The following is a 24,955-nucleotide window of genomic DNA, read 5'->3' as shown; positions in this document are numbered from 1 at the left end:
GAGCATCTCTACACCATAATTAATTACATTTAGAGCAGGATTTTGGTTTTATCCAAGATACCCCTATCCACAACCAATGTATTTGTACACCACAACCTTTGTCAAAAGCATTTAAAATTGCGATAAAGAAAATAATCGCAGCTTTAATAGGCCCAGGAGCAGCAAGTGCGGCAATGTTACCACCTGCGGTTGCCCACTGTACAGCACAATGATTGAGTCTTATTCTCACTCCCCACCATTTAAATTTCCAGCAAACTCTGCCGTTACTACACGCTTGTTTTGTTTGTAATGGAAATTCTACAGTTTGTTCATCTTGTTTTAAGTCTAATTCAGTAAATTCTCCTGCTTTTAGTTTTTCTTGAAAAGCTGTCACAAGATTATTGGCTGCTTGTTTTTCTTGTGATGTTAAAGATTCTACAGCATTTACTTCTATTGTTGATGCAACTGCACTATCTGACGATGGTGCTTTAATACGAACGAGTTTATTTTCTAACGCATCGAGCGCTGCATCTATTTCATCAGCTGTGGCATTTAACTCTTGTGAACGTCTTCCTACCTCCTGAATATCAATTCGTCTTGTTGCTTCTGCTATTTGAGGAATTAATTTTGCTTGCAATCCTGATGTTTTAACTGGAATTTGAGCAAAGCTTTTTTTTGTAATGCTATTGAGTAATACAAAAAAGGCACCTGTTATTGAAGACAGCACAAATTGTCTACGTTTGAACTTTGACATAGTAAAATTAACTTGAAATCAACTAATTACATACACGCGACAATCTTTATGGTTATGCACTATAAAATTTAATTTTTTAAATTTAATTTTTACTAAGTTCTAGAGTCAGTAGTCACAATATAGGATAAAAAGAAAAAGATGCATTCACGAAATTACAACTCAGCTTGTTGTATATTGATATATGAACAAGACTAAGCTAACTATATTATTAACTTTTGCAACGCTCCTAACTATTGTTGGGCTACACGCAAAGTTTTCTAAGGAACCTAGTAATGCTGTTCCACTCCCTTCTGTTGAGGCGCCAAAAAAGACTAAACTACCTGTGTCACCTCTCAAACCAGAAGTTCTGCAAAAAATTCTTGATACGCAAAATGTCAACTCCGGTATTGAATATGTCGAAAAGTCATGGCAACAGCAATACCAAGACTACCTTCAAGCTAAGTTACCTTCTAATCAAATATTCGATGCTCAACAAATGAGTCGAATATTAGATAAACTTCATCAACAATCAGGTAAAAAAAGTGCTTTAATATACGCTATACCTACGGCAAAACACTTGGAATTAATGTTGGTAGCACCTGGTATAACTCCCATTCATAAACGAATTCCAGCAGGAAAGCGAGACGAGTTAATAAAACTTGTTAGTAAATTTCGCACAGCTATCGTAAATCCAAATTTACCACGCGATGAGTACTTAAGTTCTGGTAAGCAAATATATGAATTAGTTATAGCTCCTTTGGAAGAAACACTACAAAGGCAAAAAATCAATAATTTAATATTTTGTTTAGGTGGTGGTTTACGAACCGTTCCTTTAGCTGCGATTAATGATGGTAAAAGATTTTTAATCGAAAAATACAGCCTGGGCATTATCCCAGCTTTCAACTTACTCGATTTTAACAGAGGTAATATTGCCCAAACTCAAATTTTAGCAATGGGCGCCTCGCAATTTCAAACTCAAGAACCTTTACCCGCCGTACCCCTAGAATTATCGAGTATAGTTAATAACGAGTGGAAAGGCAAATCTTTATTAAATCAAGCTTTTACACCAGCAAACTTAAAGCTACAACGTGCTATCTATCCATTTGGTATTGTACATTTAGCTACTCATGCGGAATTATCACCCGATTCTGTAGAACATTCGTACATCCAATTTTGGGACAAAAAGGTTCGTTTAGATGAACTCAAAACCCTAAATTTAAATAAACCCCCCGTACAGCTATTAGTACTAAGTGCTTGTCGTACAGCTTTAGGCAACCCGCAAGCTGAATTAGGTTTTGCTGGGTTAGCAGTACAGTCAGGTGCGTCTTCGACAATAGCAAGTTTGTGGTCGGTTGATGATGCGGGTACTTTAGCTTTAATGTCTCAATTTTACCAACAACTGAAAGATACCTCAATCAAATCAGAAGCACTGCGACAAACCCAAATTGCTATGATTAAACAGCAAGTTAGCTTAAAAAATAATCCAGCTATTCGTGGTAGCAGTAATTTGCCCACAAATATTCCTAACTTGAACAGTCGAGAGTTATCACATCCTTATTATTGGGCAGGTTTTACCTTAATTGGTAATCCTTGGTAGATAAAAGTTAGGAGTTAGGAGTTAGGAGGAGCGGAAGTTTAATATTATGCGTGTACGTCAAAATATCACTGACATATTTTCTACTTTTTTGCTATTTTCCGATGACAGAGCTAGCGGTTGGGCAACTGATGCTAGACTACATCGCAGTATCAAAGCTTTTTTAGATAATTCCGATAAATATAAAGAAGACTTTTTAGCTGTATATTGGCACAAACAATCACAAACTTCAAAAAATCCTCAACTTGCACTAGGACATATGTCCGCTTACTTGCAAGAGTCTTGTTACTGGAGTGTACATAAATTACTCCCCAGGTTGCAAGAGTCTCAAGAAAAAATGTCAGACTTTTTCCAAATTGCAATTGCTGGAGTTCCAAAAATTCTCCACACTTGTAATCCTGATGTTAGTGGTAGTCTCAAAGCATACGCTAGTACGACTTTTGCAAATATTATCCGTAATTATTTACGTCAAAATCGAGAAGTTAATTTTTGTACTGATTGGGGTTTACTACTCAAAATCAGTCGCAAAATTTTGATAGAGTCATTACAAAATTCTGGTTATGACACCCCAACGATTGAACGTTATGTACTAGCTTGGAGTTGTTATACCCATATTTACCTACCCCAAAAATCCCCACAAATTAGACAACGAAAGGCGCCTGACCCTGAGATATGGCAACAAATCGCTGTATACTACAATCAAATGCGGCGCCAACTTTCTTCTAATAGTGCTGAATGTACTAAAGAAACTATAGAACGTTGGATAAGCGAATGCGGCGCCCAAGTTCGTAAATATTTGTATCCTTCAATAAAATCTCTCAACTCTCCGAAACCAGGATATGAAGAAGGAGAAATTCAAGATGACCTAGTAGATACATCTTCCTCTTTACTCACAGAACTTATTGAACAAGAAGAACAAACCACACGTCTTGACCAAAAAAATCAAATCAATACTCTTTTACAAGAAGCTGTTACAAAACTTGACGAATCCGCTCAACAACTACTCCAGCTATACTACCAACAAAATCTTACCCAACAACAAATAGCGAAACAATTAGCAGTACAACAGTACACAGTATCGCGTAAATTATCCAAAACCCGTGAGTCTTTACTACTAACTCTAACTCGTTGGAGTCAAGAGACGCTGCATATTACCGTAACCTCAGACGTGGTTAAATATATCAGCACAACCCTTGAAGAATGGTTACAGACATACTACACGCAAAAATTATGACTATCCTATTCGATAACCCCAACCAAATAGAATTAGAAATTTCCCCAGACTTAGTAGAACAATTATGGCGCCATAGCGGTACTTCTTGGAATATATTTCTCAACCAAGTTTGTTTACAGACCTTTTTACCAACTTTAGAAGAGGATGTAACGATAGATGAGGTCTCAGTTCCTAGCTTTTGGACACATGTTAACGGCGCCGCCTTTACTTGGAGAAATAAACGTATAATCTTAATACCAGAAATATCTATAGATACAACAGAATGCACAATACCCCAAGAATGGGTAGATATTCCTAAATTAGCAGGAGATTACTATTTAGCGGTTCAAATTAATCCAGATGAACTATCACTGCGAGTTTGGGGATATACCACGCACAAAGATATAAAATTATCAGCTACTTACAATTTTGATAGAACATACAGTCTAGATGCTCAATATTTTATTCCCGATTTAAACGTGTTATGGGTAGTTAGTCAATTAAACGCAAATGAACCTACTCGTGTTACGGTTCCTGCTTTATCTTCGGGAAGCGCAACCCAAGCGGAGAATTTACTATTAAGATTGGGAAATTCTAATATCATTCAACCTCGATTAGAAATACCTTTTTCGTTATGGGCAGGGTTAATAACTGATGATAACTGGCGCCAACGTTTATATCAACTGCGTCAAGGAATATCTACTAAAACTAACCTTGGTCTGTGGTTACAAAATACTTTTGCTGATGCTTGGCAATCGTTGGATACTATATTATCACCTAACTTAGGCGCCAGTTTTGGGTTGAGAACAACGGAAAATGACACATCTATCAAAAGGGTGAAATGTTTAAATTTGCCTGATGGTGAAGCTTTTTTGGTGTTGGGTTTGGAAACTGAGCCAGATGGTAGAATGGGTATTCGTATTCAATTGCGTTCTGGTAGTCAAGATGAGTATTTGGCATCTGGGACTTGTTTGAAGTTGGTTTCTGCTTCGGGTGATGTTATTCAGTCTGTTCAATCGCGTAATCTAGATAATATTATTCAGTTGAAGCGGTTTAAGAGTCCTGTGGGTGTTGAGTTTAGTGTTCAAGTTGAAGTTGGGGAGTTTGTGGTGATGGAAAATTTTGTGTTGTAATTTGAAGTGTTATTTATTTTACCACAAAGGACACAAAGGACACAAAGAAAGAAAGAAAGAAAAGATGTATCGACTTGTTGTTTTAAATTTAGGACAAGGTGATTTGTTACAAGGGTTTCCAACTGTGACTGTGCAATTTTGGGACTCGGAGAGAACTAGTATGCAGTTTACTGGGAGTTTACCTCCTATGCCAAATCTTGATACACTTTATCAGCGTTGGCAGTTGCTATATAAGTCGTTTTACGCGAATTTTCGCATTTCCCATGTAAATGCTTATAATCAAAATCAATCTTTGGATTTTGAGATTGATGACGATGATGAGGATATTGGGCAGATTTCTCACGCTGAGTTTCAAGAACTATGTCGAGATGTACAAGTTCAATTCAACCGCTGGTTATGTGCTGGTTCGTTTTTAAGTATCGAGCGCAAGTTACGAACTCACTTAACGCCTTTTGATGAAATTTGTTTCGTAATTGTGGCGCCATCGACTATTTTAACATTACCTTGGTCTTTGTGGGATTTTTTATCTGATTATCCGCTCGCTGAAATTGCCCTTAGTCCTCCTGAATATGCACGTCCCTTTAAAACTAATACACCAAATGGCGCCAAAAAAAAGGTAAAAATTCTCAGTATTTTGGGTGATAGTACTGGTATTAATGTGACTCAAGACCAAAAGATACTCGTAGAAAAACTTTCAGAAGCAGAAATTACCTTTTTGACAGAACCAACCTCACAAGAACTAAACGAACAGCTTTGGCAGTTGGAATGGGATATTTTATTTTTTGCTGGACATAGTTCGAGTCAAGCAAAAGGTAACACAGGATGTATTCAAATTAACTCAACGGAAACTCTCACAGTTGAGCAATTGAAGTATGGTTTGAGAAAAGCTATATCCAACGGTTTAAAATTAGCTATCTTTAACTCTTGTGATGGTTTGGGGTTAGCTGTTGATTTGGCAGATTTACATTTACCCCAAGTCATTGTAATGCGGGAACCTGTTCCTGATAAAGTTGCCCAGGAATTTTTGAAGCATTTTCTCACTGCTTTCAAACAAGGAAAGTCTCTTTATATTGCGGTTCGGGAAGCAAGGGAGAAGTTACAAGGACTAGAAGCGCAATTTCCATGTGCAACTTGGTTACCTGTAATTTGCCAAAATCCTGCGGAAGTACCTTTTACTTGGTCAGAATTGTGTGGAAAGCACCCATCCATTCAATTATTCCCATCACATCGTGCGTTACAGAAGATTTTGGCATCTAGTCTGGCAAGTACGCTATTAGTCACAGGAATCAGATTTTTTGGATTATTATCTGCTGTAGATTTGTGGGCATTTGATTTATTAATGCGGTCACGAACTCCTGAACCGCCTGATGATAGAATATTAGTTGTTACAGTTACACCCGAAGATATTCAAGCGCAACCGAAAGAGCCTCGTTATGGTTCTTTATCTGATAGTACACTAAATCGACTACTAACTTACTTAAATAAACATCAACCTACACTGATTGGTTTGGATATCTACCGAGATTATCCAAGCTTGAAACCAGAATTAGCATCCACATTAAAAAATTCAAACTTAATAGGTGTTTGTAAACGTCCTGATACTAAAGACAACCCTACAGGTACTTTACCATCACCGGAAATTTCTGCCTCACAGTTAGGATTTAGCAATTTTATCCAAGATAATGACGGTGCAATTAGGCGCCATTTATTATTCATGACACCAAATACAACTTCTCGTTGTACGGCAGCATATGCATTTAATACAAAGCTTGCAATTCAATATTTATACGCTCAACATAATATTAAAACAGAATTTACAGCCAATGGGAATTTAAAATTAGGCAAAAGTATATTTCCATCCATAAGCACACGTACAGGAGGATATCAAGGTATAAATTCGTCAGGAAGTCAGATATTATTAAACTATCGGGCAATGACTGACGCAAATATGATAGCACAAAGAGTCACACTTAAAGATATTTTCAGCGATAAAGTAAATCCGCAAGCTATCAAAAATCGTATCATTTTAATTGGTATAGTAGACCGCAGTGCAGGTGATTATTGGTCAACTCCCTATGGTGCGAGTTCAAATAAAATACCCGGTGTATTAGTTCATGCACATATGTTGAGTCAAATACTCAGCACCGTTTTAGATAACAGACCCTTACTATGGGTTTGGTCAATCTGGCAAGAAACTATTTGGATTGCTTGCTGGTCAACACTTGGTGGATTTATTGCTTGGAGATTTCGTAAAATATTATTTATGGGTATTGCTGTTTCTATCACAGTAATAATACTATTTACTACGTGTTGGATAATACTAAATTATAGTGGTTGGGTGCCTTTAGTGGCGCCGTTATTAAGTTTTATGATAACTAATGGCGCCGTTGTTTTTATATTATTAAAGAATCAAGACATTTAATGATGGCACCATTTAGTTAAAATTTTAGACTCTTCCCTTTCCCCCACAGCTTGCATATTGTTCTTTTTCTGACCGTGATAAGTAGACAAACGGGTTTGAAGGTGTAAGCATATGGCAAGAATAATAGAAATCAATCCGAAGCGGGTAATGTGGTTACAAGTCGGCGCCTTGGCTGGAATGCAATTTGCAATTACTTTGTGCTGGGTGGTTTATAATCTCTATATACCGCAGCTTTTGGTAACGATTGGTTTTGATAAGGACTTTGCTGTTGGACTGTTAATTGTTGAGAATTTACTGGCTGTGGTATTAGAACCTTTGATGGGTAGTCTTTCAGATAATGCCAAGCGCTGGTTTGTTAGTCGTTTTTATTTTGTTTCTGCTGGTGTAATTGTTTCATCCGCTTTATTTATTGTTATACCTGCTGTTATTGCGCTTTTACCTTTGTCTGATGCTACTCGCTGGATTTTTTTGTTTGTCATTGTCGGTTGGTCATTCACGATGGCTGTTTTTCGTAGTCCTGCAACTGCATTATTAGGAAAATATGCTTCAAAAAATGATTTGCCGTTGGCAGGAAGTTTGTTAACTTTAGCTTCTGGCATTATTACTGCTTTTAAACCTATTAGTACTAATTTTATTCTTAGTTTAGGCGCCGTTTTTAGTTTTGCGACTGGTTCGTTTGTTTTACTTGGTGCTGCTTTATTATTGCGATATGTTAATCCACCTGAAGAACCTGTTGCTGAACCTGTACAAAGTAGAATATCAGAACCATCATCAATACTATTTTTACTTTTGGGAACTGGTTTTGGAGTTGCTTGGGGTTCACGGTTATTAATGGATGTTTTGGGAAAACTACTCAAAATTGAGTTGGGTATAAAGAATGTTGATGGAATGATGTTTATTATTGCTCTGGCACTGGCGTTTGCATCTTTACCTGCTGGTGCGTTTGCAAGTAAAATTGGTAATCGTCAAGCAATGATTTGGGGGAGTCGTATTATTTCAGCGTTAATGTTGCTGATGCTGTTTTTCGGCGCCAATTTTGTTTTACTTTTACTGACTGTTGGTACATTTAGTCTAATTATAAATGGTGCGGTTCCTTTGGCACTATCGCTTTTTACACCGCAACGAGCAGGTTTAGCTGTAGGAACATATTTTGCTGGTGCTGCTTTAGGAGCAACTTTGCTGTCGATTATATTTCCTGAGTTAGGTAATGTTGGTATTATACCTGAAGCATTTATTGGTGCTGTAGCTTTTCTAGTGACAGGCGCCTGTGTTAAAGCAAATCGTCCAATTTCTGCATAATCGCTTTAACTAAACCGTATTAAGATATATAACGAAAATCTATAAATTATGACTACATTGAAATTTTACACCCAAACAGTGAAAATTCTTTTACTTACAGCAATATCTACAAGTTGCGGAAACTTTCCTAACGCTGAGTCAAAAGAACCACTAAATACTAAAAACCCCAATTTAATATTAGCATCGATAAAGTACGAACCACCCCCACCACCAACAACTAGCGGTGAACCAACAGGAACGGGAGGACAAGGAGGCGCCGGAAGGGGTTGTGAACCAACAGCTTTGGTACCTACAATGTTGGGTAAAAATAGTAATTATTTATGGGGACAAACGGTTTCTTCTAGACCTCAATTTTGGTTTGCATTACCTAGAAAATTAACTAAAAAAGATGCTGTAGAGTTTGTTTTGAAAGAGAATCAGGGTAAAGAAATTTATAAAACCACGTTAAAATCAGAAGTCCCACAGGGAATTGTCAGTTTTAGCGTTCCGAATACAATACCACCCTTACAAACGAATAAAATTTACAGATGGTCGTTGTCAGTTTACTGTGATGTTGAAACTGTAGAAGACAAACCAGGCAGTGTGGAGGGTAGTATTCAAAGGGTAAGTATATCAACAAAACTTAAAAATCAGCTTGCAGGCGCCAAAACTCCTATTGAACAAGCAGGTATATACGCTCAAAACGGTATATGGTTCGATGCGTTGACTAGTATAGCAGTAAATATGCGCGCCACTAAGTCACAAGATGCCTCGTTGGCTTGGAATGAGTTATTAACACAGGTAAAGTTAGAAAAAATCGCCAAGCTTCCTGTAACGAACTGTTGTACAAAGTAGAGACGTTACATGTAACGTCTCCACATTTCATCCTGATTCACCCTAAGTTAAGCTGGATAAAGTATTTTAGATGCACCCTGATTAAACCATTGACCCCGAACATTTGTTGTTTGGGGTTTTTTTGATTAACTTCAAAAAAAGTAGTTAATTACACGTATCAATTAAAACTACCTAATTCCGAATTGACTCTAAGCTTACGTTGAAGAAACTACCCTGTATTTTGATGTGTATACAATAATGCAAGAGTACTTCAATAATTCGTAAAATCTTCCGGATGCACCAATGGTTAGAATGGAACAATAAAATAGATGCACCCTAATTCATCGAACTCTCAGTCTTGAAGGCTGAGGGTTTTTCTCTTGCAAGATGGCATTCCATGATTATTTGAGCTAATTCAAATCTTGGCAGATGTAATGCACGTAGTAGAAGTACCTGCGTTTTAGTGCGCTTTGTTGGCGCCAGACTCCTATATAGCCTGAATTTCAATATAGAAGATTTGATGAAAATGTTGCTACTGCCAAAAGGAATATTTCTTAATTTACTCAATTCATATATTCTTTGTTGTTACTTAGGTACAAATACTTCGAGTGCTTTGGGAATAACGCGAAAACGTGCGGGTGTATAAGTAGTAATTTCACCATCAGTATTTATGGGACGTGGTTTACGAGTTATTACTTCTATTTCTTGTCCAGATATTGCCCGAACTTGGCGCCAGTTGACATGGTGTCCGCTACGCATTGCTGGTAATATTAAAATGATTTCCCACCAATGTTTAACTTCTAAGCTATACATATCAAGTTTTTGGTCGTCGATAGTAGCATCATGAGCGACTGCCATTCCACCACCGTAATAACGACCGTTACCAACTGCTATTTGAACAGTTTTGCCTTGATATGATTTGTTATTGACACGAATTTCAGCGGTGAATGGTCGAGATTTTAAAATTACTTTGATTGCTGCGACTGCATAAGCAAATACTCCCCAGCGACGCTTTGCTTGTTTTGTGAGATTTTGCGTGATTTTGACGCTTAACCCTAAAGAAGCAACATTGAAAAAGTATTTATCGTTAACCCACCCTAAATCTATCCGACGAGTATTACCTGCTGCTATGACTTTACACGCTTCGGGCAGCGAGGTGGGAATACCCAAAGTCCTAGCTAAATCATTTGCAGTACCCAGTGGTAAAATACCTAACCGTAACTGCGTCTCTACTAACCCATCTACAGCAGTATTAAGAGTCCCATCTCCTCCACCTACTATTACCAAATCTACTTTATGCTTATATTGGTGGATAACATCTACCATTTGATGCGGTCGTTCCCATGACTCTTTGATTAATTCAAAGCCCAATTTCTCTAGGTAACCTATAGCTTCTGGTAGACCCTGACTTCCTTGCCGTGAGTGATGATTTACTAACAGCAGCGCGCGCTGATTCATAACTTGCTTTGGTAGTAGTAGTTAATAATCATAAACTTAAATTAACCTCACGAGTTGCTTAATTTAACCAGAAATTATTCTTCACCCCTGCTTATAGAAATTATCTTAATTCACTTAATCAAAAAAAACCGGGTTGATAAGCAAAATCGTTATTTTTATTACAATATCTTAAGGTATAAATCCGGTTTCTATAAGTAATAAAATTTGGCACCGTAAATCTTTTATGTGTTAAATATTTTACCGTATACTTTTATTATTTAATAGTATTTTTGAACTATCAGAAACGAGGTACCGATGCTAGGAAGAATGAAAAATTGATTTAATCGATGGAACATATAAGAGTAATTTAGCGTCAGCCTATGGGATGATTGTGGAAAAATTGAATTATTGAGTTTTTTGGGGAATACGATAGTTTTTTTTTAAGCTTCAGGCTATTTTTATGAAAAATCTTCAACCAAAAATGGCTCTTCTGTGGCAATCTGAAAAGCAGAACGTTTAACATCTGATATTTTCGCTACAGATAATTACCGATTCATGTTATGCAAACACTGCCTACGCTGACTACAAACAACACGGTACCTACCCAACCGACTTTTGACACTACAATCAAAAGGCGCAAAACTCGTCCGGTGAAAGTGGGTAATATCACTATTGGTGGCGGATACCCCGTGGTGGTACAGTCGATGATTAATGAAGATACCCTTGATATTGAGGGTTCTGTTGCTGCTATTCGGCGCCTGCATGAAGTTGGTTGCGAAATAGTTCGCGTCACTGTGCCAAGTATGGCACATGCCAAAGCCTTGGCAGAAATCAAACAAAAACTCAAACAAACCTATAAAGATGTACCTATCGTAGCCGACGTTCATCATAACGGGATGAAAATCGCTTTGGAAGTAGCCAAGCATATCGAGAAGGTTAGAATTAATCCGGGTTTGTACGTATTTGAAAAGCCAAACGCAACCCGTACAGAGTATACACCACAAGAATTTAAAGAAATTGGTGAAAAAATTCGTGAAACTCTCGAACCGTTAGTTATATCACTTCGTGACCAAAATAAAGCGTTGCGTATTGGTGTAAATCATGGTTCGTTAGCAGAAAGAATGCTATTTACTTACGGTGATACACCCGAAGGAATGGTAGAATCCGCGCTGGAATTTATTCGTATTTGTGAATCGCTCGATTTTCATAACATCGTTATTTCAATGAAAGCTTCACGTGTTCCTGTAATGGTAGCTGCCTATCGTCTCATGGCAAAGCGCATGGATGATTTAGGAATGGACTATCCTTTACACTTGGGAGTTACTGAAGCTGGAGATGGAGAATACGGTCGTATAAAATCAACAGCGGGAATTGCGGCACTACTTACCGATGGTATTGGTGATACTATTCGTGTGAGCTTGACTGAGGCGCCGGAAAAAGAAATACCAGTATGCTACAGTATCCTGCAAGCATTGGGTTTACGTAAAACAATGGTGGAATACGTTGCATGTCCATCTTGTGGACGCACATTATTTAACCTTGAAGAAGTTTTACACAAAGTCAGGGAAGCAACAAAACACCTAACAGGACTCGACATCGCAGTAATGGGTTGTATTGTCAACGGGCCAGGAGAAATGGCAGATGCAGACTATGGATATGTAGGAAAAACACCCGGTTACATTTCCCTATATCGAGGTCGTGAAGAAATCAAAAAAGTCCCCGAAGACAAAGGAGTCGAAGAACTAATTAACCTAATCAAAACCGACGGTCGCTGGGTAGAACCAGAATAAATGTAGAGACGTGACATGTCACGTCTCCCAACCTGATTTGTAAAGTTTGTATTATCGACCACACAAATCACCGGATATAAGCGACAATTTTGAGAAATAGCAAGATATGCTCACTCAGTACAGCAGTAGCGTGTGTTAGATTGAGCATACCGACTTATAAAATCTCCCATTCCGCGCAACTGTGTATTATGGTAATTACTAAAAATGGACTTGTTTTGGGTGCTACGGCAGTAACGCTAACTACAATCGCATTTACTGGCCTAGGCATTCACTCACGAGGACAAGCACTGTTTAAAGAAAGTCCAAAAGAGTTAGTGGACGAAGTATGGCAAATTATTAATCGCCAGTACGTAGATGGTACATTCAACCAAGTAGACTGGCAAGCTACTCGTAAACAGTATTTAAACAAGTCCTACAGTAGCAAGCAGGAAGCTTATAAGTCAATTCGGGAAATGCTCAAAAAGCTCGATGACCCATACACCCGGTTTATGGATCCCGAAGAGTTTAAAAACATGCAAGTCGATACCTCTGGAGAACTCACGGGTATTGGTATTCAAATAGGTCTTGATGAAAAAACGAAAAAACTTACTGTAATCGCACCAATAGAAGACACACCAGCATTTAAAGCTGGTGTTTTAGCGAAGGATATTATAACAAATATCAACGGTAAAAGCACAGAAGGAATGGATACCAACCAAGCGGTATCATTAATTAGAGGTGAAGCTGGTACCAAAGTCAAATTAACCATTTTGCGAAACGGTCAGCGAAAAGATTTTGAAATTGCCCGTGCAAAAATCGAAATTCACCCAGTTAAATTCTCACAGCAAAAAACACCTATTGGTAATATCGGTTATATACGCCTCAACCAGTTTAGCGCCAATGCAGGAAAAGAAATGCAAGCCGCTATTAAAGCTTTAGAGCAAAAGCAAGTTCCTGGCTATATTCTTGACTTACGTGGCAACCCAGGTGGTTTACTCTTCTCAAGCGTTGAAATTGCTCGTATGTGGTTAAATAGTGGTACTATAGTATCAACAAAAGACCGTCAAGGAGAGCAAGAGCGCGAAGTTGCCAGTGGTAGAGCATTAACTAACAAACCTTTGGTAATATTAGTTAATAAAGGTTCTGCGAGTGCAAGTGAAATCCTTTCTGGCGCCTTGCAAGACAACAAGCGTGCAGTTTTAGTAGGTTCGCAAACCTTCGGTAAAGGGTTAGTACAGTCAGTGCGTCCGTTAGATGATGGTTCAGGTGTTGCAGTGACTATCGCGAAATACTTTACTCCTAACGGTAGAGATATTAATAAGCATGGTATTGACCCTGATATCAAAGTCGAGTTAACACAGAAACAAGAACAAGACTTGTGGTTACGCGAACGTGATAAACTTGGCACCCTCAAAGACCCACAATTTGCAAAAGCTGTAGAAGTCTTAGGTAACAAAATTGCAGGTAGAAGCATTACCAATACTGCCGCAGGAAAGTAAAAGCACTTAAGAGTGGAATGATGACACTTAAGAGTGGAATGGGCATCCTTGCCCGTTCCAAATAGTATTTATTTTTACCACAGAGACACAGAGAAGAGGCACGAAGCAAGGGCCCTACTCCCCAAAATTAGTGACAAAAAGCACTATTGCGGTTGACATTTTCCAGCACGAATTAATCCAATGCGACGAGCAATAGCGTCTCCCTGCGAATCAAACGGACCCCACTTCTCAATAACTTCGCTATTGCTTTCTACATTATCATTAACTATCTCACAGTGCCCAACTGGGCGCCTGACTATATACCACTTTTGTGAATTATCTGGTGTATCGCTCATGAATATCCACTCTTTGAGACGCTGGTGTTTAATATATTAATGTACATCTGAGACTTTGTACCACATGTTACGGCATAAGGTCTAGATTATATCAATCATTTACAAAAACAATACTTAGTATAATTTGTACCATTTGCAAAAATATATTTTATTATTAACTTAATAAATATTTACAATGTGGGTATACTTGCATTGGTAGGAACGTTGAGACGGCACCTTCGTCTTAAATGACAGCTCAATTAAGGGCACAGGTATAAGCATCTACTAAGAATAAAAGGCATAACTATAATATTTATAAAATGCTAGGTGGGCAATGATTAATAAGAATATTGTAACTTTACCTATGACCCCACAGCAGCGTGTGTGGTTACGAAGAAAAGCGTTTGCACCACTGATTGTATTCATTATTGGGGCAATTGGATTTAGTTTTCTGTTTGGATTTGTGCCAGTACATATTCTAGCAAAACCAAATGTCAGTTTTGAAACGCAAATGTTTGCTAGAACTTTGATTTTCTTGCTACTTGTATATACAGTATTATCGTTTGTTACTTGTTGGCGCCATATTCGTAACCATCTTGCTGATGCACAACAAGGTATTTTACACGTGGAAGCTGTACGTTTGAAGAGTAAACGTCGAAGATTTCGCTCTGGTGTACGTTATGATGGAGAGTTTGAAAAAGTTGGTTCACTAAGATTGATACGAGATATCCGTGAAACTTACGACCAACTTGCTGAGAAAGATTGGTATCGTGTTATTTATAGTCCGTATACGAAGTACGCCTGGGTGATTCAACATTGTCCAACCTGGTTAGAATCGATATACAGACGCATGTAATATCACGTCTCTAAGAAAATCTGTTACCCTAGGTTGGTGTTGTTCATCAACTCAAATCTAAAATATGGGAATTGGTAATATATTTGCTGCGGGTGGGGTTGTAATGTACCCCCTGCTAGGGTTTTCGATTTTGGCTGTGTCGCTAATTATTGAGCGTATGTTATTTTGGATGCAAATTAACGGGCGCCAAGAGCGTGTTGTCAAGGAAGTTTTAAGCCTTTATAAACATAATAATGTAGTTAGTACCCTCGATAAGCTAAAGCAAAATACTGATTTACCAATTGCTCGTATATTTTTGGCAGCACTTGAACTTGAAGAAAGTACCCCCGAAGAGTTTCGACTTGCGCTTGAAAGTTCTGCTTGCGCTGAAATTCCTATTTTAAAACGCTTTCAAACTGTTTTTGATACAATTATTTCCCTGGCGCCTTTACTCGGCCTCTTGGGAACCGTACTAGGATTAATTGCTTCCTTCGCTTCTTTAGGTAGTAATGGTATCGGTGGTGCCAGAACTCTTGGTGTGACTGGTGGCATAAGCGAAGCGCTTGTTTCAACGGCATCAGGTTTAGTTGTAGCAATTTTTACTTTATTATTTGCTAACATGTTTCGAGGTTTGCATCAACGTCAGATGGCTTTTATTCAAGAACATGGTGGACAATTAGAATTGCTTTATCGGCGCCGTTACGAAAGAGGAGAAAAATCTTATGCGTCTTCCCGATGACCAAGATATTCCAGCACAGATTAACATCGTGCCAATGATTGATGTAGTGTTTGCGATTTTGACATTTTTTATATTCTCTAGCTTATCATTAACAAGTACCGGAGGATTACCCGTTGATTTACCAAAAGCCGGAACCCAGCAAGAGCAAACTTTAGGTGAAGCAGATATTATTCTTACTATTGACTCGCAAGGACAAATTACTGTTAACGACAAACAAGTTGATATACAAAATTTAACCCAGGAAGTCCAAGGTATAGTTGGAAATAGCCAAGGTCAGTTAGTTGCTGTTAGCGCAGATCAAAACAGTAACTACGGTAATTTTGTCGCAGTTATGGATAGTCTACGTCAGATACCTGGTTTACGTATTGCGGTAGAAACCCAAAGACAATAATTTGTCATCAGCGGTTATATTTGGAACAGCAGGTCAACATCTAGCTAATATCCAATTCATAAACATGACTGACATGACAAGTAACCGTGATTACACACTAATTATCGACAAAAGCGGCAGTATGTCCACCCCCGACCAAGTGGGAGGTAAAAGTCGCTGGGATATCGCGCAGGAATCTACGCTTGCCTTGGCACGTAAATGTGAGCAATTTGACCCCGATGGAATTACTGTATACGTATTCTCAGGGAAGTTTAAACGTTATGATGATGTAACTTCACAGAAAGTCGCACAAATATTTATGGAAAATGACCCAGCAGGAACTACAAACTTAGCGGGTGTGTTACAAAATGCGACAGATAATTATTTCCAGCGTAAAGCTTCGGGTCAAACAAAACCAAATGGTGAGACTATAATAGTAGTAACAGACGGCGAGCCAGACGATAGAAAAGCCGTATTCGAGGTAATAATTAACGCATCTCGACAAATGGAGCGAGACGAAGAATTAGCAATTACTTTAATTCAAGTTGGTTCAGACCCCTCAGCTACAAAATTCCTGAAAGCGTTAGACGACCAGTTGACTGGAGTCGGCGCCAAGTTCGATATTTGTGATACTGTGACGTTAGATGACATGGAAGACATGAGTCTTGCAGAAATTTTAATGAACGCAATAAACGATTAATATTTACAAAGGAATGTGAATAATTAATATAGGAGAATATAACGATGTTAGAAAATCGTGATTACACATTAATCATTGATAAGAGTGGTAGTATGGCAACTCCTGACCAAAAAGGAGGCAAAAACCGCTGGTTCACAGCACAAGAATCTACTTTTGCATTAGCGAGTAAGTGTGAACAATTTGACCCAGATGGCATTACTGTTTACGTCTTTTCAGGTAAATTCAAACGCTACGAAAACGTAACTTCCAACAAAGTTTCCCAAATCTTTGTAGAAAATGACCCTTCGGGAACCACGGACTTAGCAGGTGTATTAAAACACGCCACAGATAATTACTTTGAACGTAAAAACGTCGGTCAAACCAAACCAAACGGAGAAACCATTTTAGTCATAACCGACGGAGAACCCGACGACCGTAAAGCTGTAATGCGAGTCATTATCGAAGCATCTCGACGTATGGAACGTGATGAGGAATTAGCACTTTCTTTTATTCAAGTTGGAACCGACCAGCAAGCAACACGCTTTTTAAAAGTATTAGATGACGAACTGCAAAGCGCAGGCGCCAAGTTTGATATTTGTGACACAATTACAATGGAAGATATGGAAGATATGAGCTTATCTGAAGTGTTGTTAAATGCAATCAACGATTAAATTCTATTATATAGGGATAGGCCATAATGCCTGTCCCACAAAAAAAATTTATGGGATACACAACTACATTTACTGGTAACTTTGAACTTGACCGTCCTTTATATGACTTTCAAGTACTTTACCTATTGGAATTTGCTCGTACCCGAAGAGTTAAGCGCAACGAAGCAATGCTGACTACAATTCCTGATTCGCTTCGCGACGCTGTTAGTTTACCATTAGGTAACGAAGGATGTTACTTTATTAACGAGTCTCACCCAGAAGCAGACGCATCAATTATTGACGATAACCGTCCTCCTAAAGGACAACCAGGACTATACTGTCAGTGGCAACCAATTTTTAATGGACGTGGCATAGAATGGAACGGTCATGAAAAATTTTATAAATATATTGAGTGGCTACAATACATAATAGTTAACTTTATCGCTCAATGGGATTACGAATTAAATGGCACTGTCACTTGGCAAGGTGAAACAGCATCAGATATTGGCAAAATTATAGTAGTAAAAAACCAAATTATAGAGCCATACGGCGCCGAAGCTAAATTAAAAACTATTACCAGTCCAGTTACAGTACCTGGAAATATTTGGCAAGGACTTTACGCTGTACATCTACATGATTCACATGTATTAGCAAGTTGGATAGCTGCTCTACACTCGTGTAACGAATTAGGGCATCCTGAAACTGCTAAATGGATAGAAGACAATCTAATTGGATTATACGGCGCCGGAATCAATAGAGGGTTTCAAAATCAAGAAACAGGAGAAGCATTTATTCCCAACTGTTATCCAATGGGTGCCAGTTAGTTGTAATATAAATAGTGCATCTACGCTTCGCCTCCATTATGGGAAATCCATTTGCATCAACAATCAAGGTTTACACAAAATAATTGAAGAATTAGATGAAGAGTTAGACTCTGATGATGAGAATGGAACAAAATTTGGAATATTAAAGTCTTATTTTCAAACATATTTTCCAGAGTGGGAAAATAATTTACTTTTATCAGAACTTGAATTTGCTGATGGTATTTATATCTTTAAGGTATCTCTTGGCAATATTTGGCGCCGTATTTCAGTACCAGCGAATTTACAACTATGCGATTTGGCTGATATAATACTTGATGCGTATAATTTTGATTATGAACATTTGTATGAGTTTACATATAAAGACCGTTATGGCAGCATTATAAAACTCGGTCATCCTTATATGAGACAACTTGAAAGTAGTGAAGACTATTTGATTGGTGAATTGTGTTTACAAACTGGCGTAAATATAACTTTTATTTATGATTTTGGCGATAGTTGGAAATTCAATATCATATTAGAAAAAATTAATCCAATGGATATAGCTCTCGCAGAACCAAAAATTTTAGAGAGTCACGGAGAGATGCCTGTACAGTATTATCAAGATGATGAAGATTGGGAAGAAGAATAATTAACACTATGGAATGATTAGATTCTACTACAATTTGCCCTTTGGGTAGAAGACTTTTATAGATAAATAAACTTAATATGCATCCAAGTAGGGAGTAGTTGAGTATAAAGTTGAGAAAACTATGCGTTGGCAACTGGGTCGTCGAAGTGATAATGTTGAAGATCGTCGTGGCGCCTCGATAAGTGGGCCTGTAGTGGGTGGTGGTATTGGGGCATTAGTATTATCGCTAATTGTGGCGCTGTTAGGTGGCGACCCTAGTGTAATATTACAGCAAGGAGGTTCAAGAACTAATAATCCTCCTGTAAATTCTCCTCGTTCCCCTCGTTCTGCATCAGAAGACCAAGCTGCTGAGTTTGTATCTGTGGTTTTAGCTGATACAGAAGATGTTTGGAATCAAGTATTCAGAGAAAATGGACGAAATTATGTTGAACCAAAGTTAGTTTTATTTTCAGGTAGAGTTGAATCTGCTTGTGGTTTGGCGAGTTCTGCGGTTGGGCCTTTTTATTGCCCTGCTGATGAAAAAGTTTATATTGACTTGAGTTTTTACCGAGATTTGAAAAATAAATTTCAGGCGCCTGGAGATTTTGCTCAAGCGTATGTTATAGCTCATGAAGTGGGACATCACGTCCAAAACCAACTTGGTATTTCTGATAAAGTTCGCAGTTTACAAAGTCGAGCTAGTAAAACCCAAGCAAATCAGCTTTCGGTACGATTAGAATTACAAGCTGACTGTTTTGCAGGAGTTTGGGCAAATCGCGCACAAAGGTCACGCCAAATTTTAGAACAAGGTGATATCGAAGAAGCAATTAATGCTGCTAGCAGTATTGGAGACGACCGTTTACAAGAACGTTCACAGGGTTATGTAGTACCCGACTCGTTTACTCACGGTAGTTCTGCACAGCGAGTAACTTGGTTTAAACGTGGTATTCAATCGGGTAATATTGACCAGTGCGATACTTTTCAACAAAATATTTAATCAAAAATTTAACTAAAATGGGATAAAAGTAGATTCATCTTTATCCCAGTCACGACCTTGGCAAAATTCATCAATCCAATTTGCTAACTTACGACGGTTGACGGTTGATAGTTGATTTACTTTTTCGCGTATTTCTGGCGCCAGCTTATAATTACTAGTTATTGGTGGTGCAATTGCTACTGCTGATACTGGTATATCACGTATAGAACTTTGAGTTACAAGCGTTACTGATTGTAATGATTTAATTTCATTTCGACACGAAGTCCCGACTGCTACCATCTGATGTTGTAATGAATTATTCGGTGTAATATGGATAATTTGTACTGGGTTATTTTCAGGATGTTTATAGCTACTTTCTTCTGGTGCTTGTGTACGTTTATTTAGATTATCATTATCATTATTAAGTTTTTTAAGTTCGTTTTCAGGATTAAAATTAAGACCTAATGCTGCTATCATATCGTCTGGATTTGTATTTAAATCTACAAGCAGTGGTAAAATGTCAACTAAGTTTGGTTCTAATACCGTAACTGTAGCTAATATAAAACTAGATAATGGGCGCCGTTCTCCATCAAACACTGCCCAAATTTGCATTTTTTCTAACCAGTGGCAATTTTCTTGGTAATAGTATAGCCACTTTTGTTTTAACGATTGACGCAACTCCTGGATATTCATTGATTTAAAGTCTTAATTATTTTCACCCTTTGGATGGAAGCGAGCATAAAGCATTTTTTCGACTCTTTGATTTTTTTGTAAATGCTGCTCAACAACCAACGGTACTTCCTCTACTCGTACACCACAGTACCATACCATATCAGGTACAACTAATACCATCGGGCCATTACCGCATTGTCCTAAACAACTACTTGCTGTAATATTGACATTATCAACAGGATGTGATTGAAAAGCTTCTAACACAGATTTGGCGCCAGCTTTACGACAAGCACGGTTTTGACAGACTCGTACACACCGAGAATACTCAGACTCTGGTGTAGGCAAAGAATTGGAAGAAGATACTGCGCTCATTTTTAATTTTAGAATAAATGAACAGGCTTTTGATGCCTGTTCCACTTTAATTATCTGGTGAAAGTCCTTTTGATTTCAGCCACTCAGGGTTGAAAATTCTAGACTGATAACGGGCGCCGCTATCACAAAGTATAGTTACAATGGTAGACCCAGGTGGCAATTGTTTCGCCAAAGCTACGGCGCCTGCTACATTAATACCTGTGGAACCACCCATTAATAAACCTTCTTTGCGTAATAATTGGTAAACAACCTTAATCGCGTCTTCGTCGTGAACTTGAATCGCATCGTCAGCTTTCAAATCCTGCATATTTGCCGTAACGCGACTATTACCAATACCCTCAGTAATAGAACTACCCTCCATATGTAACTCACCAGTCTTAACATAACTATATAGGGCACTGCCCATTGGGTCAGCGAGTACACATTTAATGTCAGGATTTTTTTCTTTTAAAAACATCGAAACCCCAGCAAACGTTCCACCCGTACCAGTCGCACAAATCCATCCATCAACCTTGCCATCCGTTTGTTCCCAAATTTCTCGTGCTGTAGTCTCATAATGTGCGCGACGGTTTGCTAAATTATCAAATTGGTTTGCCCAAATAGCGTTTTCCATCTCCGACGCAACTCTACCCGAAAGTCGAACATAATTATTTGGGTCTTTATATGGTACCGCTGGAACTGGTCGCACTTCCGCACCTAACGCGCGTAATGCATCCATTTTTTCCTGCGATTGTGTATCGGGAATAATAATCAAACACTTATAACCCTTGGCGTTACATATATGAGCTAATCCAATACCAGTATTACCCGCAGTACCTTCAACTACAGTTCCACCAGGTTTAAGCAAACCTTTCTCTTCGGCATCTTTAATAATATACAGCGCAGCACGGTCTTTAACAGAACCTCCAGGATTCAGAAATTCTGCCTTCGCTAAAATATTACACCCCGTTTCCTCACTAAAACTCTTGAGTCGAATTAGGGGTGTATTGCCAACTGTACCAACAAATCCGTCTTTAATATCCATTTTACTTACCTTGTATCTTCACATATAAAAATTTTCACTCATTCAGGTAAGTTTCTGGCATTATTCAAAGGCGCCGATATTGCGTCTTCCGATTTACGGGAATCCATATCCAACCATACAAAGGGATAAAAATCAACATCAAACTGCTAAAAACAATCGCTGTAGCAATTTTACTTTGTTTACTACCCAATTTATTCGATTCATTTAAAACAATTTTTCTTTGTTGAGTAGCTCTTTTCAACTTGTCTAACAACTCTTCCTGCTCAACAGTCAGGTTTTGAGGAATTTCGACTTTAGATAAACTATCGGGTGGTGGGTCTTGATATCCAACCACATACTTAGCAAAACCCCAAATACCTCTTGACTTTTTAGCAGGAAAGCTCTTTAACGCTTCTGAATACACCTGATTATATGTAGTATTCACTTGCCCCAACTGTTGCTCAATTATTGAGCGCTGTTTACTAACTCCGATATTATCGTAAATATTAAAACCCATCCATGCTGTACATACTACAGATAAGGCGCCTAACCCTATACGTATACGACGTATCTTTTTATCATGCTGGGCAATTCGTGCCAACATAATATTAACCTTGGCTTTTAACACTTCTGGCGTTAACTCATAATGATGAGCAGTAGTTTCAACCCATTGCTCAACCAGCTTTACATATGGTTCGTACAATTCACCCGCATCGCTAAAATGCGCTATCGACTTTGCCAAATGATAATCGTTCGCATATGACTTGATATGTTGTATCAAATGAGCAGTGGGTGTTTGTATGTTGATTAATTGGTTAGAATTATCCAGGCGCCATTTATTTTTAAGTTTCACAGACTGCTGCCATAACTCATCATCCACCAACTCAATCGCTTCGACGACTCTATTCGGGTTGCTATCGTATATTGAGACCATAAGCATACGAACAAGATAAGCTTAAATTATTATCCCGCTTTCCTACGCTTAATTTAACTTTATGAGTCATATGTTTATATAACTATACATAGAGAAGAATTATCGCACCCGTATATTTGTATTACGATTTTTGTGCGCCATTGGCGCACAAAATAATAGCGACAAGTATTCCCACTGTGCTATTTGCTACCTAACCTTGTATACCAGTTAAAAATCTGGCATATATAACTAACTAGTAAATATATTGTACGTAGTATCTTACTACCTAACGATGCGGTGGAAAATTCTGGATCTACCATCTAAACTAAGGATAACTACCTCGTGGAGTTGGAGGTGCTGCAATATGGTACGACAAGTTACATATGGTTCGACCGCTGATGAAGGATTTATTTACCCAGAAAGCGACGGTCAACCAATGGCAGATAATACATTACAGTATGAATGGATAGTAAAAATTAAAGAAAATTTAGAAATGCTGTTTGCAGCAATTCAAGATATATTCATTGCTGGAGACCTATTATGGTATCCGATTAAAGGAAGTCAGAAATGCTGCGCGCCAGATGTCATGGTAGTATTTGGTAGACCGAAGGGTTATCGCGGTTCATATTTACAGCATTTAGAAGGAAATATTGCGCCACAGGTGGTCTTTGAAATATTGTCACCAAGCAACAATAAACCAGAAATGGATTTGAAGCGTGACTTTTATGAAAAATACGGTGTAGAAGAGTATTATCTTTATGACCCAGAAACAAATAACTTACAAGGTTGGACGCGCGCGAATAACAGGTTAGTACCGATTGCTAATATAAATGGTTGGACAAGTCCACGTTTAAAAATTAGGTTTGTATTAACAATAACATTAGAAATTTATCGTCCAGATGGGCGCCTTTTTTTAACACCCGTTGAAATTGACCTTGAGCGTCAACTAGAAAAACAAAAGCGTGAAGAAGCAGAACAACGCGCTCAATCCGCAGAACAACAAGCTGAACTTGAACGTCAACGTTACCAAGATCTGTTAAGGCAATTACAAGAAAGAGGCATTGAACTATAATGTCCGGTTAATTACCTATAATGTAGAGACGTTACATGTAACGTCTCTACGAGGTTTTTAAATGAATAATATTATTCCTTTTGTTTCAAAATTATTTATTTATCCGATTAAGGCTTTAGATGGAGTTGAAGTTGAGAGTGTAAGGATTTTGAATAGTGGCGCCTTACAATTTGACCGTGAGTTTGCTATTGTTGATGAATCGGGTAATTTTGTCAATGGTAAGTCTAATCAACGTGTTCATGCAATACGTTCTCGATTTGATTTAAATAATAACACTGTTACTGTGTCGGCGCCTAAATTCGCTGAAGTAACGTTTCATATTAAAGATGAACGTAAAGCTTTTGAAGGATGGTTGAGTGAGTACTTTGGTTTCCCTGTCCAGATAAAGCAAAATTTAGATATGGGGTTTCCTGATGATACTGTTTCTCCTGGCCCGACGATTATTAGTACTGCGACACTTGAAGCTGTTGCATCATGGTATCCTCAACTCGATGTAGAAGAGGTGCGTTTACGGTTTCGTAGCAATATCGAAATTAGTAGTGTCCCTGCTTTTTGGGAAGATTGTTTATTTACAGAAGCAAACCAAACTGTTGACTTTCAAATTGGAGACGTAAAATTTATTGGTGTTAACCCTTGTCAACGTTGTGTTGTTGTCACTCGGAACACCCAAACAGGTACACAGCTACCTAATTTCCAAAAAACTTTTGTTGTACAAAGGCGCCAAACATTGCCAAAATGGTCAAATAAGTCACGCTTTAACCATTTTTTCCGTTTAGCAGTCAATACTCGTATACCAACCTCTGAAGAAGCAAAATTAATTTCAATTGACGATAAAATTCATATTTTGCCATAAGAAACCGGGTTTCTAAACAAAATCTTTATTTTTATTACAAGTTTTTAATAAAGAAACCCGGTTTCTAAGTCTTGCTAAATTATTAAGTTTTTTTAAGTTTTGATTCATATGTACACCAGCTATACAAAACTTAGTACAATGCGATGTATAGATAGAAAGAAAAGTAAAGGGCTTTTCGGATAGAT

25 protein-coding genes are annotated in these 24,955 nt (G+C 38.0%); 18 read left to right on the top strand and 7 right to left on the bottom strand.

Annotation, left to right across the window (positions count from 1 at the left end; genetic code table 11):
• Positions 1-19 precede the first annotated feature (19 nt).
• Positions 20-733, bottom strand: coding sequence for a hypothetical protein (locus tag DSM106972_RS41060; protein WP_127086110.1), 714 nt, complete (start codon positions 731-733; stop codon positions 20-22).
• Between the two features lie 181 nt (positions 734-914).
• On the opposite strand from DSM106972_RS41060, the gene DSM106972_RS41055 reads away from it, so the two are divergent.
• The 6 genes from DSM106972_RS41055 (at position 915) to DSM106972_RS41030 (ending at position 9,207) form a co-directional block, all read left to right on the top strand.
• Positions 915-2,309, top strand: coding sequence for a CHAT domain-containing protein (locus DSM106972_RS41055; RefSeq protein WP_127086109.1), 1,395 nt, complete (start codon positions 915-917; stop codon positions 2,307-2,309).
• A gap of 46 nt (positions 2,310-2,355) precedes the next feature.
• Positions 2,356-3,540 (top strand): sigma-70 family RNA polymerase sigma factor, encoded by a 1,185-nt coding sequence (locus DSM106972_RS41050; RefSeq protein ID WP_127086108.1) that lies wholly within the window; start codon positions 2,356-2,358, stop codon positions 3,538-3,540.
• The gene (locus tag DSM106972_RS41045; protein WP_127086107.1) at positions 3,537-4,652 is read left to right on the top strand and encodes a DUF1822 family protein; all 1,116 of its coding nucleotides are present in this window, start codon (positions 3,537-3,539) and stop codon (positions 4,650-4,652) included. Before DSM106972_RS41050 ends, DSM106972_RS41045 begins: the two co-directional genes overlap by 4 nt.
• 64 nt (positions 4,653-4,716) lie before the next feature.
• Positions 4,717-7,074: a CHASE2 domain-containing protein gene (locus tag DSM106972_RS41040; protein ID WP_127086106.1), complete on the top strand. Its 2,358-nt coding sequence runs from the start codon at positions 4,717-4,719 to the stop codon at positions 7,072-7,074.
• A 111-nt stretch (positions 7,075-7,185) separates the two neighbouring features.
• Positions 7,186-8,373 (top strand): MFS transporter, encoded by a 1,188-nt coding sequence (locus DSM106972_RS41035; RefSeq protein WP_127086105.1) that lies wholly within the window; start codon positions 7,186-7,188, stop codon positions 8,371-8,373.
• Between the two features lie 48 nt (positions 8,374-8,421).
• On the top strand, positions 8,422-9,207 hold the full coding sequence (locus DSM106972_RS41030; protein WP_127086104.1) for a DUF928 domain-containing protein: 786 nt from the start codon (positions 8,422-8,424) through the stop codon (positions 9,205-9,207).
• A 564-nt stretch (positions 9,208-9,771) separates the two neighbouring features.
• On the opposite strand, the gene DSM106972_RS41025 is transcribed toward DSM106972_RS41030, so the two are convergent.
• A complete protein-coding gene (locus DSM106972_RS41025; RefSeq protein ID WP_127086103.1) occupies positions 9,772-10,644 on the bottom strand; it encodes a lipid kinase in 873 nt (290 codons plus the stop codon).
• Between the two features lie 539 nt (positions 10,645-11,183).
• On the opposite strand from DSM106972_RS41025, the gene ispG reads away from it, so the two are divergent.
• Together ispG and ctpC are read left to right on the top strand one after the other, a co-directional pair.
• Positions 11,184-12,413 carry a (E)-4-hydroxy-3-methylbut-2-enyl-diphosphate synthase gene (gene ispG, locus DSM106972_RS41020; protein ID WP_127086102.1) on the top strand — a complete coding sequence of 410 codons (1,230 nt, stop codon included), beginning with the start codon at positions 11,184-11,186 and terminating at the stop codon, positions 12,411-12,413.
• Between the two features lie 188 nt (positions 12,414-12,601).
• A complete protein-coding gene (gene ctpC, locus DSM106972_RS41015) occupies positions 12,602-13,891 on the top strand; it encodes a carboxyl-terminal processing protease CtpC (protein WP_127086101.1) in 1,290 nt (429 codons plus the stop codon).
• Between the two features lie 143 nt (positions 13,892-14,034).
• On the opposite strand, the gene DSM106972_RS41010 is transcribed toward ctpC, so the two are convergent.
• Positions 14,035-14,226 (bottom strand): DDE transposase family protein, encoded by a 192-nt coding sequence (locus DSM106972_RS41010; protein ID WP_127086100.1) that lies wholly within the window; start codon positions 14,224-14,226, stop codon positions 14,035-14,037.
• Between the two features lie 313 nt (positions 14,227-14,539).
• Here DSM106972_RS41010 and DSM106972_RS41005 point away from each other — a divergent pair, with 313 nt between their 5' ends.
• The 8 genes from DSM106972_RS41005 to ypfJ all read left to right on the top strand — a co-directional run bounded on the left by DSM106972_RS41005 (position 14,540) and on the right by ypfJ (position 19,906).
• Positions 14,540-15,061: a hypothetical protein gene (locus tag DSM106972_RS41005; RefSeq protein ID WP_127086099.1), complete on the top strand. Its 522-nt coding sequence runs from the start codon at positions 14,540-14,542 to the stop codon at positions 15,059-15,061.
• Between the two features lie 64 nt (positions 15,062-15,125).
• Positions 15,126-15,779 carry a MotA/TolQ/ExbB proton channel family protein gene (locus DSM106972_RS41000; RefSeq protein ID WP_127086098.1) on the top strand — a complete coding sequence of 218 codons (654 nt, stop codon included), beginning with the start codon at positions 15,126-15,128 and terminating at the stop codon, positions 15,777-15,779.
• Entirely contained in the window at positions 15,763-16,170 is a 408-nt protein-coding gene (locus tag DSM106972_RS40995; RefSeq protein WP_073617952.1) for an ExbD/TolR family protein, read from the top strand. The genes DSM106972_RS41000 and DSM106972_RS40995 overlap by 17 nt, the downstream gene beginning before the upstream one ends.
• A gap of 73 nt (positions 16,171-16,243) precedes the next feature.
• Entirely contained in the window at positions 16,244-16,849 is a 606-nt protein-coding gene (locus DSM106972_RS40990; protein ID WP_127086126.1) for a vWA domain-containing protein, read from the top strand.
• 44 nt (positions 16,850-16,893) lie between these two features.
• A complete protein-coding gene (locus tag DSM106972_RS40985; RefSeq protein ID WP_019488911.1) occupies positions 16,894-17,499 on the top strand; it encodes a vWA domain-containing protein in 606 nt (201 codons plus the stop codon).
• Positions 17,500-17,525: 26 nt separating this feature from the next.
• The gene (locus DSM106972_RS40980; protein ID WP_233787425.1) at positions 17,526-18,302 is read left to right on the top strand and encodes a hypothetical protein; all 777 of its coding nucleotides are present in this window, start codon (positions 17,526-17,528) and stop codon (positions 18,300-18,302) included.
• A complete protein-coding gene (locus DSM106972_RS40975; protein WP_233787424.1) occupies positions 18,292-18,930 on the top strand; it encodes a plasmid pRiA4b ORF-3 family protein in 639 nt (212 codons plus the stop codon). Before DSM106972_RS40980 ends, DSM106972_RS40975 begins: the two co-directional genes overlap by 11 nt.
• 121 nt (positions 18,931-19,051) lie before the next feature.
• The gene (gene ypfJ / locus DSM106972_RS40970; protein WP_127086097.1) at positions 19,052-19,906 is read left to right on the top strand and encodes a KPN_02809 family neutral zinc metallopeptidase; all 855 of its coding nucleotides are present in this window, start codon (positions 19,052-19,054) and stop codon (positions 19,904-19,906) included.
• Between the two features lie 12 nt (positions 19,907-19,918).
• Here ypfJ and DSM106972_RS40965 read toward each other — a convergent pair whose 3' ends face one another.
• The 4 genes from DSM106972_RS40965 to DSM106972_RS40950 all read right to left on the bottom strand — a co-directional run bounded on the left by DSM106972_RS40965 (position 19,919) and on the right by DSM106972_RS40950 (position 22,866).
• Positions 19,919-20,578 (bottom strand): DUF5331 domain-containing protein, encoded by a 660-nt coding sequence (locus DSM106972_RS40965; protein ID WP_127086096.1) that lies wholly within the window; start codon positions 20,576-20,578, stop codon positions 19,919-19,921.
• Positions 20,579-20,590: 12 nt separating this feature from the next.
• Positions 20,591-20,929, bottom strand: a complete 339-nt coding sequence (locus DSM106972_RS40960) for a (2Fe-2S) ferredoxin domain-containing protein (protein WP_127086095.1) — start codon at positions 20,927-20,929, stop codon at positions 20,591-20,593.
• Between the two features lie 46 nt (positions 20,930-20,975).
• The gene (locus DSM106972_RS40955) at positions 20,976-21,953 is read right to left on the bottom strand and encodes a cysteine synthase A (protein ID WP_127086094.1); all 978 of its coding nucleotides are present in this window, start codon (positions 21,951-21,953) and stop codon (positions 20,976-20,978) included.
• Positions 21,954-22,017: 64 nt separating this feature from the next.
• Positions 22,018-22,866 (bottom strand): hypothetical protein, encoded by an 849-nt coding sequence (locus tag DSM106972_RS40950; RefSeq protein WP_145837666.1) that lies wholly within the window; start codon positions 22,864-22,866, stop codon positions 22,018-22,020.
• 343 nt (positions 22,867-23,209) lie between these two features.
• Between DSM106972_RS40950 and DSM106972_RS40945 the strand changes: the two genes are divergently transcribed.
• Both DSM106972_RS40945 and DSM106972_RS40940 read left to right on the top strand, forming a co-directional pair.
• Positions 23,210-23,917, top strand: coding sequence for a Uma2 family endonuclease (locus DSM106972_RS40945; protein WP_127086092.1), 708 nt, complete (start codon positions 23,210-23,212; stop codon positions 23,915-23,917).
• Positions 23,918-23,978: 61 nt separating this feature from the next.
• Entirely contained in the window at positions 23,979-24,770 is a 792-nt protein-coding gene (locus DSM106972_RS40940; protein ID WP_127086091.1) for an MOSC domain-containing protein, read from the top strand.
• The last annotated feature ends 185 nt before the right edge of the window (positions 24,771-24,955 follow it).

The organism is Dulcicalothrix desertica PCC 7102 (genome assembly GCF_003991905.1).
GTDB classification, from domain to species: domain Bacteria; phylum Cyanobacteriota; class Cyanobacteriia; order Cyanobacteriales; family Nostocaceae; genus Dulcicalothrix; species Dulcicalothrix desertica.
The sequence above is the reverse complement of the archived record's forward strand: the minus strand, read 5'-3'. Positions and strand labels throughout refer to the sequence as shown.

What these genes read in the sequence shown, in the direction of transcription:
- DSM106972_RS41005 (WP_127086099.1), top strand. Translation starts at nt 14,540, where the DNA reads ATGATTAATAAGAATATTGTAACTTTACCTATGACCCCACAGCAGCGT.
- DSM106972_RS41045 (WP_127086107.1), top strand. Translation starts at nt 3,537, where the DNA reads ATGACTATCCTATTCGATAACCCCAACCAAATAGAATTAGAAATTTCC.
- DSM106972_RS41025 (WP_127086103.1), bottom strand. Translation starts at nt 10,644, where the DNA reads ATGAATCAGCGCGCGCTGCTGTTAGTAAATCATCACTCACGGCAAGGA.
- DSM106972_RS41040 (WP_127086106.1), top strand. Translation starts at nt 4,717, where the DNA reads ATGTATCGACTTGTTGTTTTAAATTTAGGACAAGGTGATTTGTTACAA.
- DSM106972_RS41000 (WP_127086098.1), top strand. Translation starts at nt 15,126, where the DNA reads ATGGGAATTGGTAATATATTTGCTGCGGGTGGGGTTGTAATGTACCCC.
- DSM106972_RS40945 (WP_127086092.1), top strand. Translation starts at nt 23,210, where the DNA reads ATGGTACGACAAGTTACATATGGTTCGACCGCTGATGAAGGATTTATT.
- DSM106972_RS41010 (WP_127086100.1), bottom strand. Translation starts at nt 14,226, where the DNA reads ATGAGCGATACACCAGATAATTCACAAAAGTGGTATATAGTCAGGCGC.
- DSM106972_RS40990 (WP_127086126.1), top strand. Translation starts at nt 16,244, where the DNA reads ATGACAAGTAACCGTGATTACACACTAATTATCGACAAAAGCGGCAGT.
- DSM106972_RS40985 (WP_019488911.1), top strand. Translation starts at nt 16,894, where the DNA reads ATGTTAGAAAATCGTGATTACACATTAATCATTGATAAGAGTGGTAGT.
- DSM106972_RS40960 (WP_127086095.1), bottom strand. Translation starts at nt 20,929, where the DNA reads ATGAGCGCAGTATCTTCTTCCAATTCTTTGCCTACACCAGAGTCTGAG.
- DSM106972_RS41060 (WP_127086110.1), bottom strand. Translation starts at nt 733, where the DNA reads ATGTCAAAGTTCAAACGTAGACAATTTGTGCTGTCTTCAATAACAGGT.
- DSM106972_RS40965 (WP_127086096.1), bottom strand. Translation starts at nt 20,578, where the DNA reads ATGAATATCCAGGAGTTGCGTCAATCGTTAAAACAAAAGTGGCTATAC.
- ypfJ (WP_127086097.1), top strand. Translation starts at nt 19,052, where the DNA reads ATGCGTTGGCAACTGGGTCGTCGAAGTGATAATGTTGAAGATCGTCGT.
- DSM106972_RS40995 (WP_073617952.1), top strand. Translation starts at nt 15,763, where the DNA reads ATGCGTCTTCCCGATGACCAAGATATTCCAGCACAGATTAACATCGTG.
- DSM106972_RS41030 (WP_127086104.1), top strand. Translation starts at nt 8,422, where the DNA reads ATGACTACATTGAAATTTTACACCCAAACAGTGAAAATTCTTTTACTT.
- ctpC (WP_127086101.1), top strand. Translation starts at nt 12,602, where the DNA reads ATGGTAATTACTAAAAATGGACTTGTTTTGGGTGCTACGGCAGTAACG.
- DSM106972_RS40980 (WP_233787425.1), top strand. Translation starts at nt 17,526, where the DNA reads ATGCCTGTCCCACAAAAAAAATTTATGGGATACACAACTACATTTACT.
- DSM106972_RS41050 (WP_127086108.1), top strand. Translation starts at nt 2,356, where the DNA reads ATGCGTGTACGTCAAAATATCACTGACATATTTTCTACTTTTTTGCTA.
- ispG (WP_127086102.1), top strand. Translation starts at nt 11,184, where the DNA reads ATGCAAACACTGCCTACGCTGACTACAAACAACACGGTACCTACCCAA.
- DSM106972_RS40950 (WP_145837666.1), bottom strand. Translation starts at nt 22,866, where the DNA reads ATGGTCTCAATATACGATAGCAACCCGAATAGAGTCGTCGAAGCGATT.
- DSM106972_RS41055 (WP_127086109.1), top strand. Translation starts at nt 915, where the DNA reads ATGAACAAGACTAAGCTAACTATATTATTAACTTTTGCAACGCTCCTA.
- DSM106972_RS40955 (WP_127086094.1), bottom strand. Translation starts at nt 21,953, where the DNA reads ATGGATATTAAAGACGGATTTGTTGGTACAGTTGGCAATACACCCCTA.
- DSM106972_RS40940 (WP_127086091.1), top strand. Translation starts at nt 23,979, where the DNA reads ATGAATAATATTATTCCTTTTGTTTCAAAATTATTTATTTATCCGATT.
- DSM106972_RS41035 (WP_127086105.1), top strand. Translation starts at nt 7,186, where the DNA reads ATGGCAAGAATAATAGAAATCAATCCGAAGCGGGTAATGTGGTTACAA.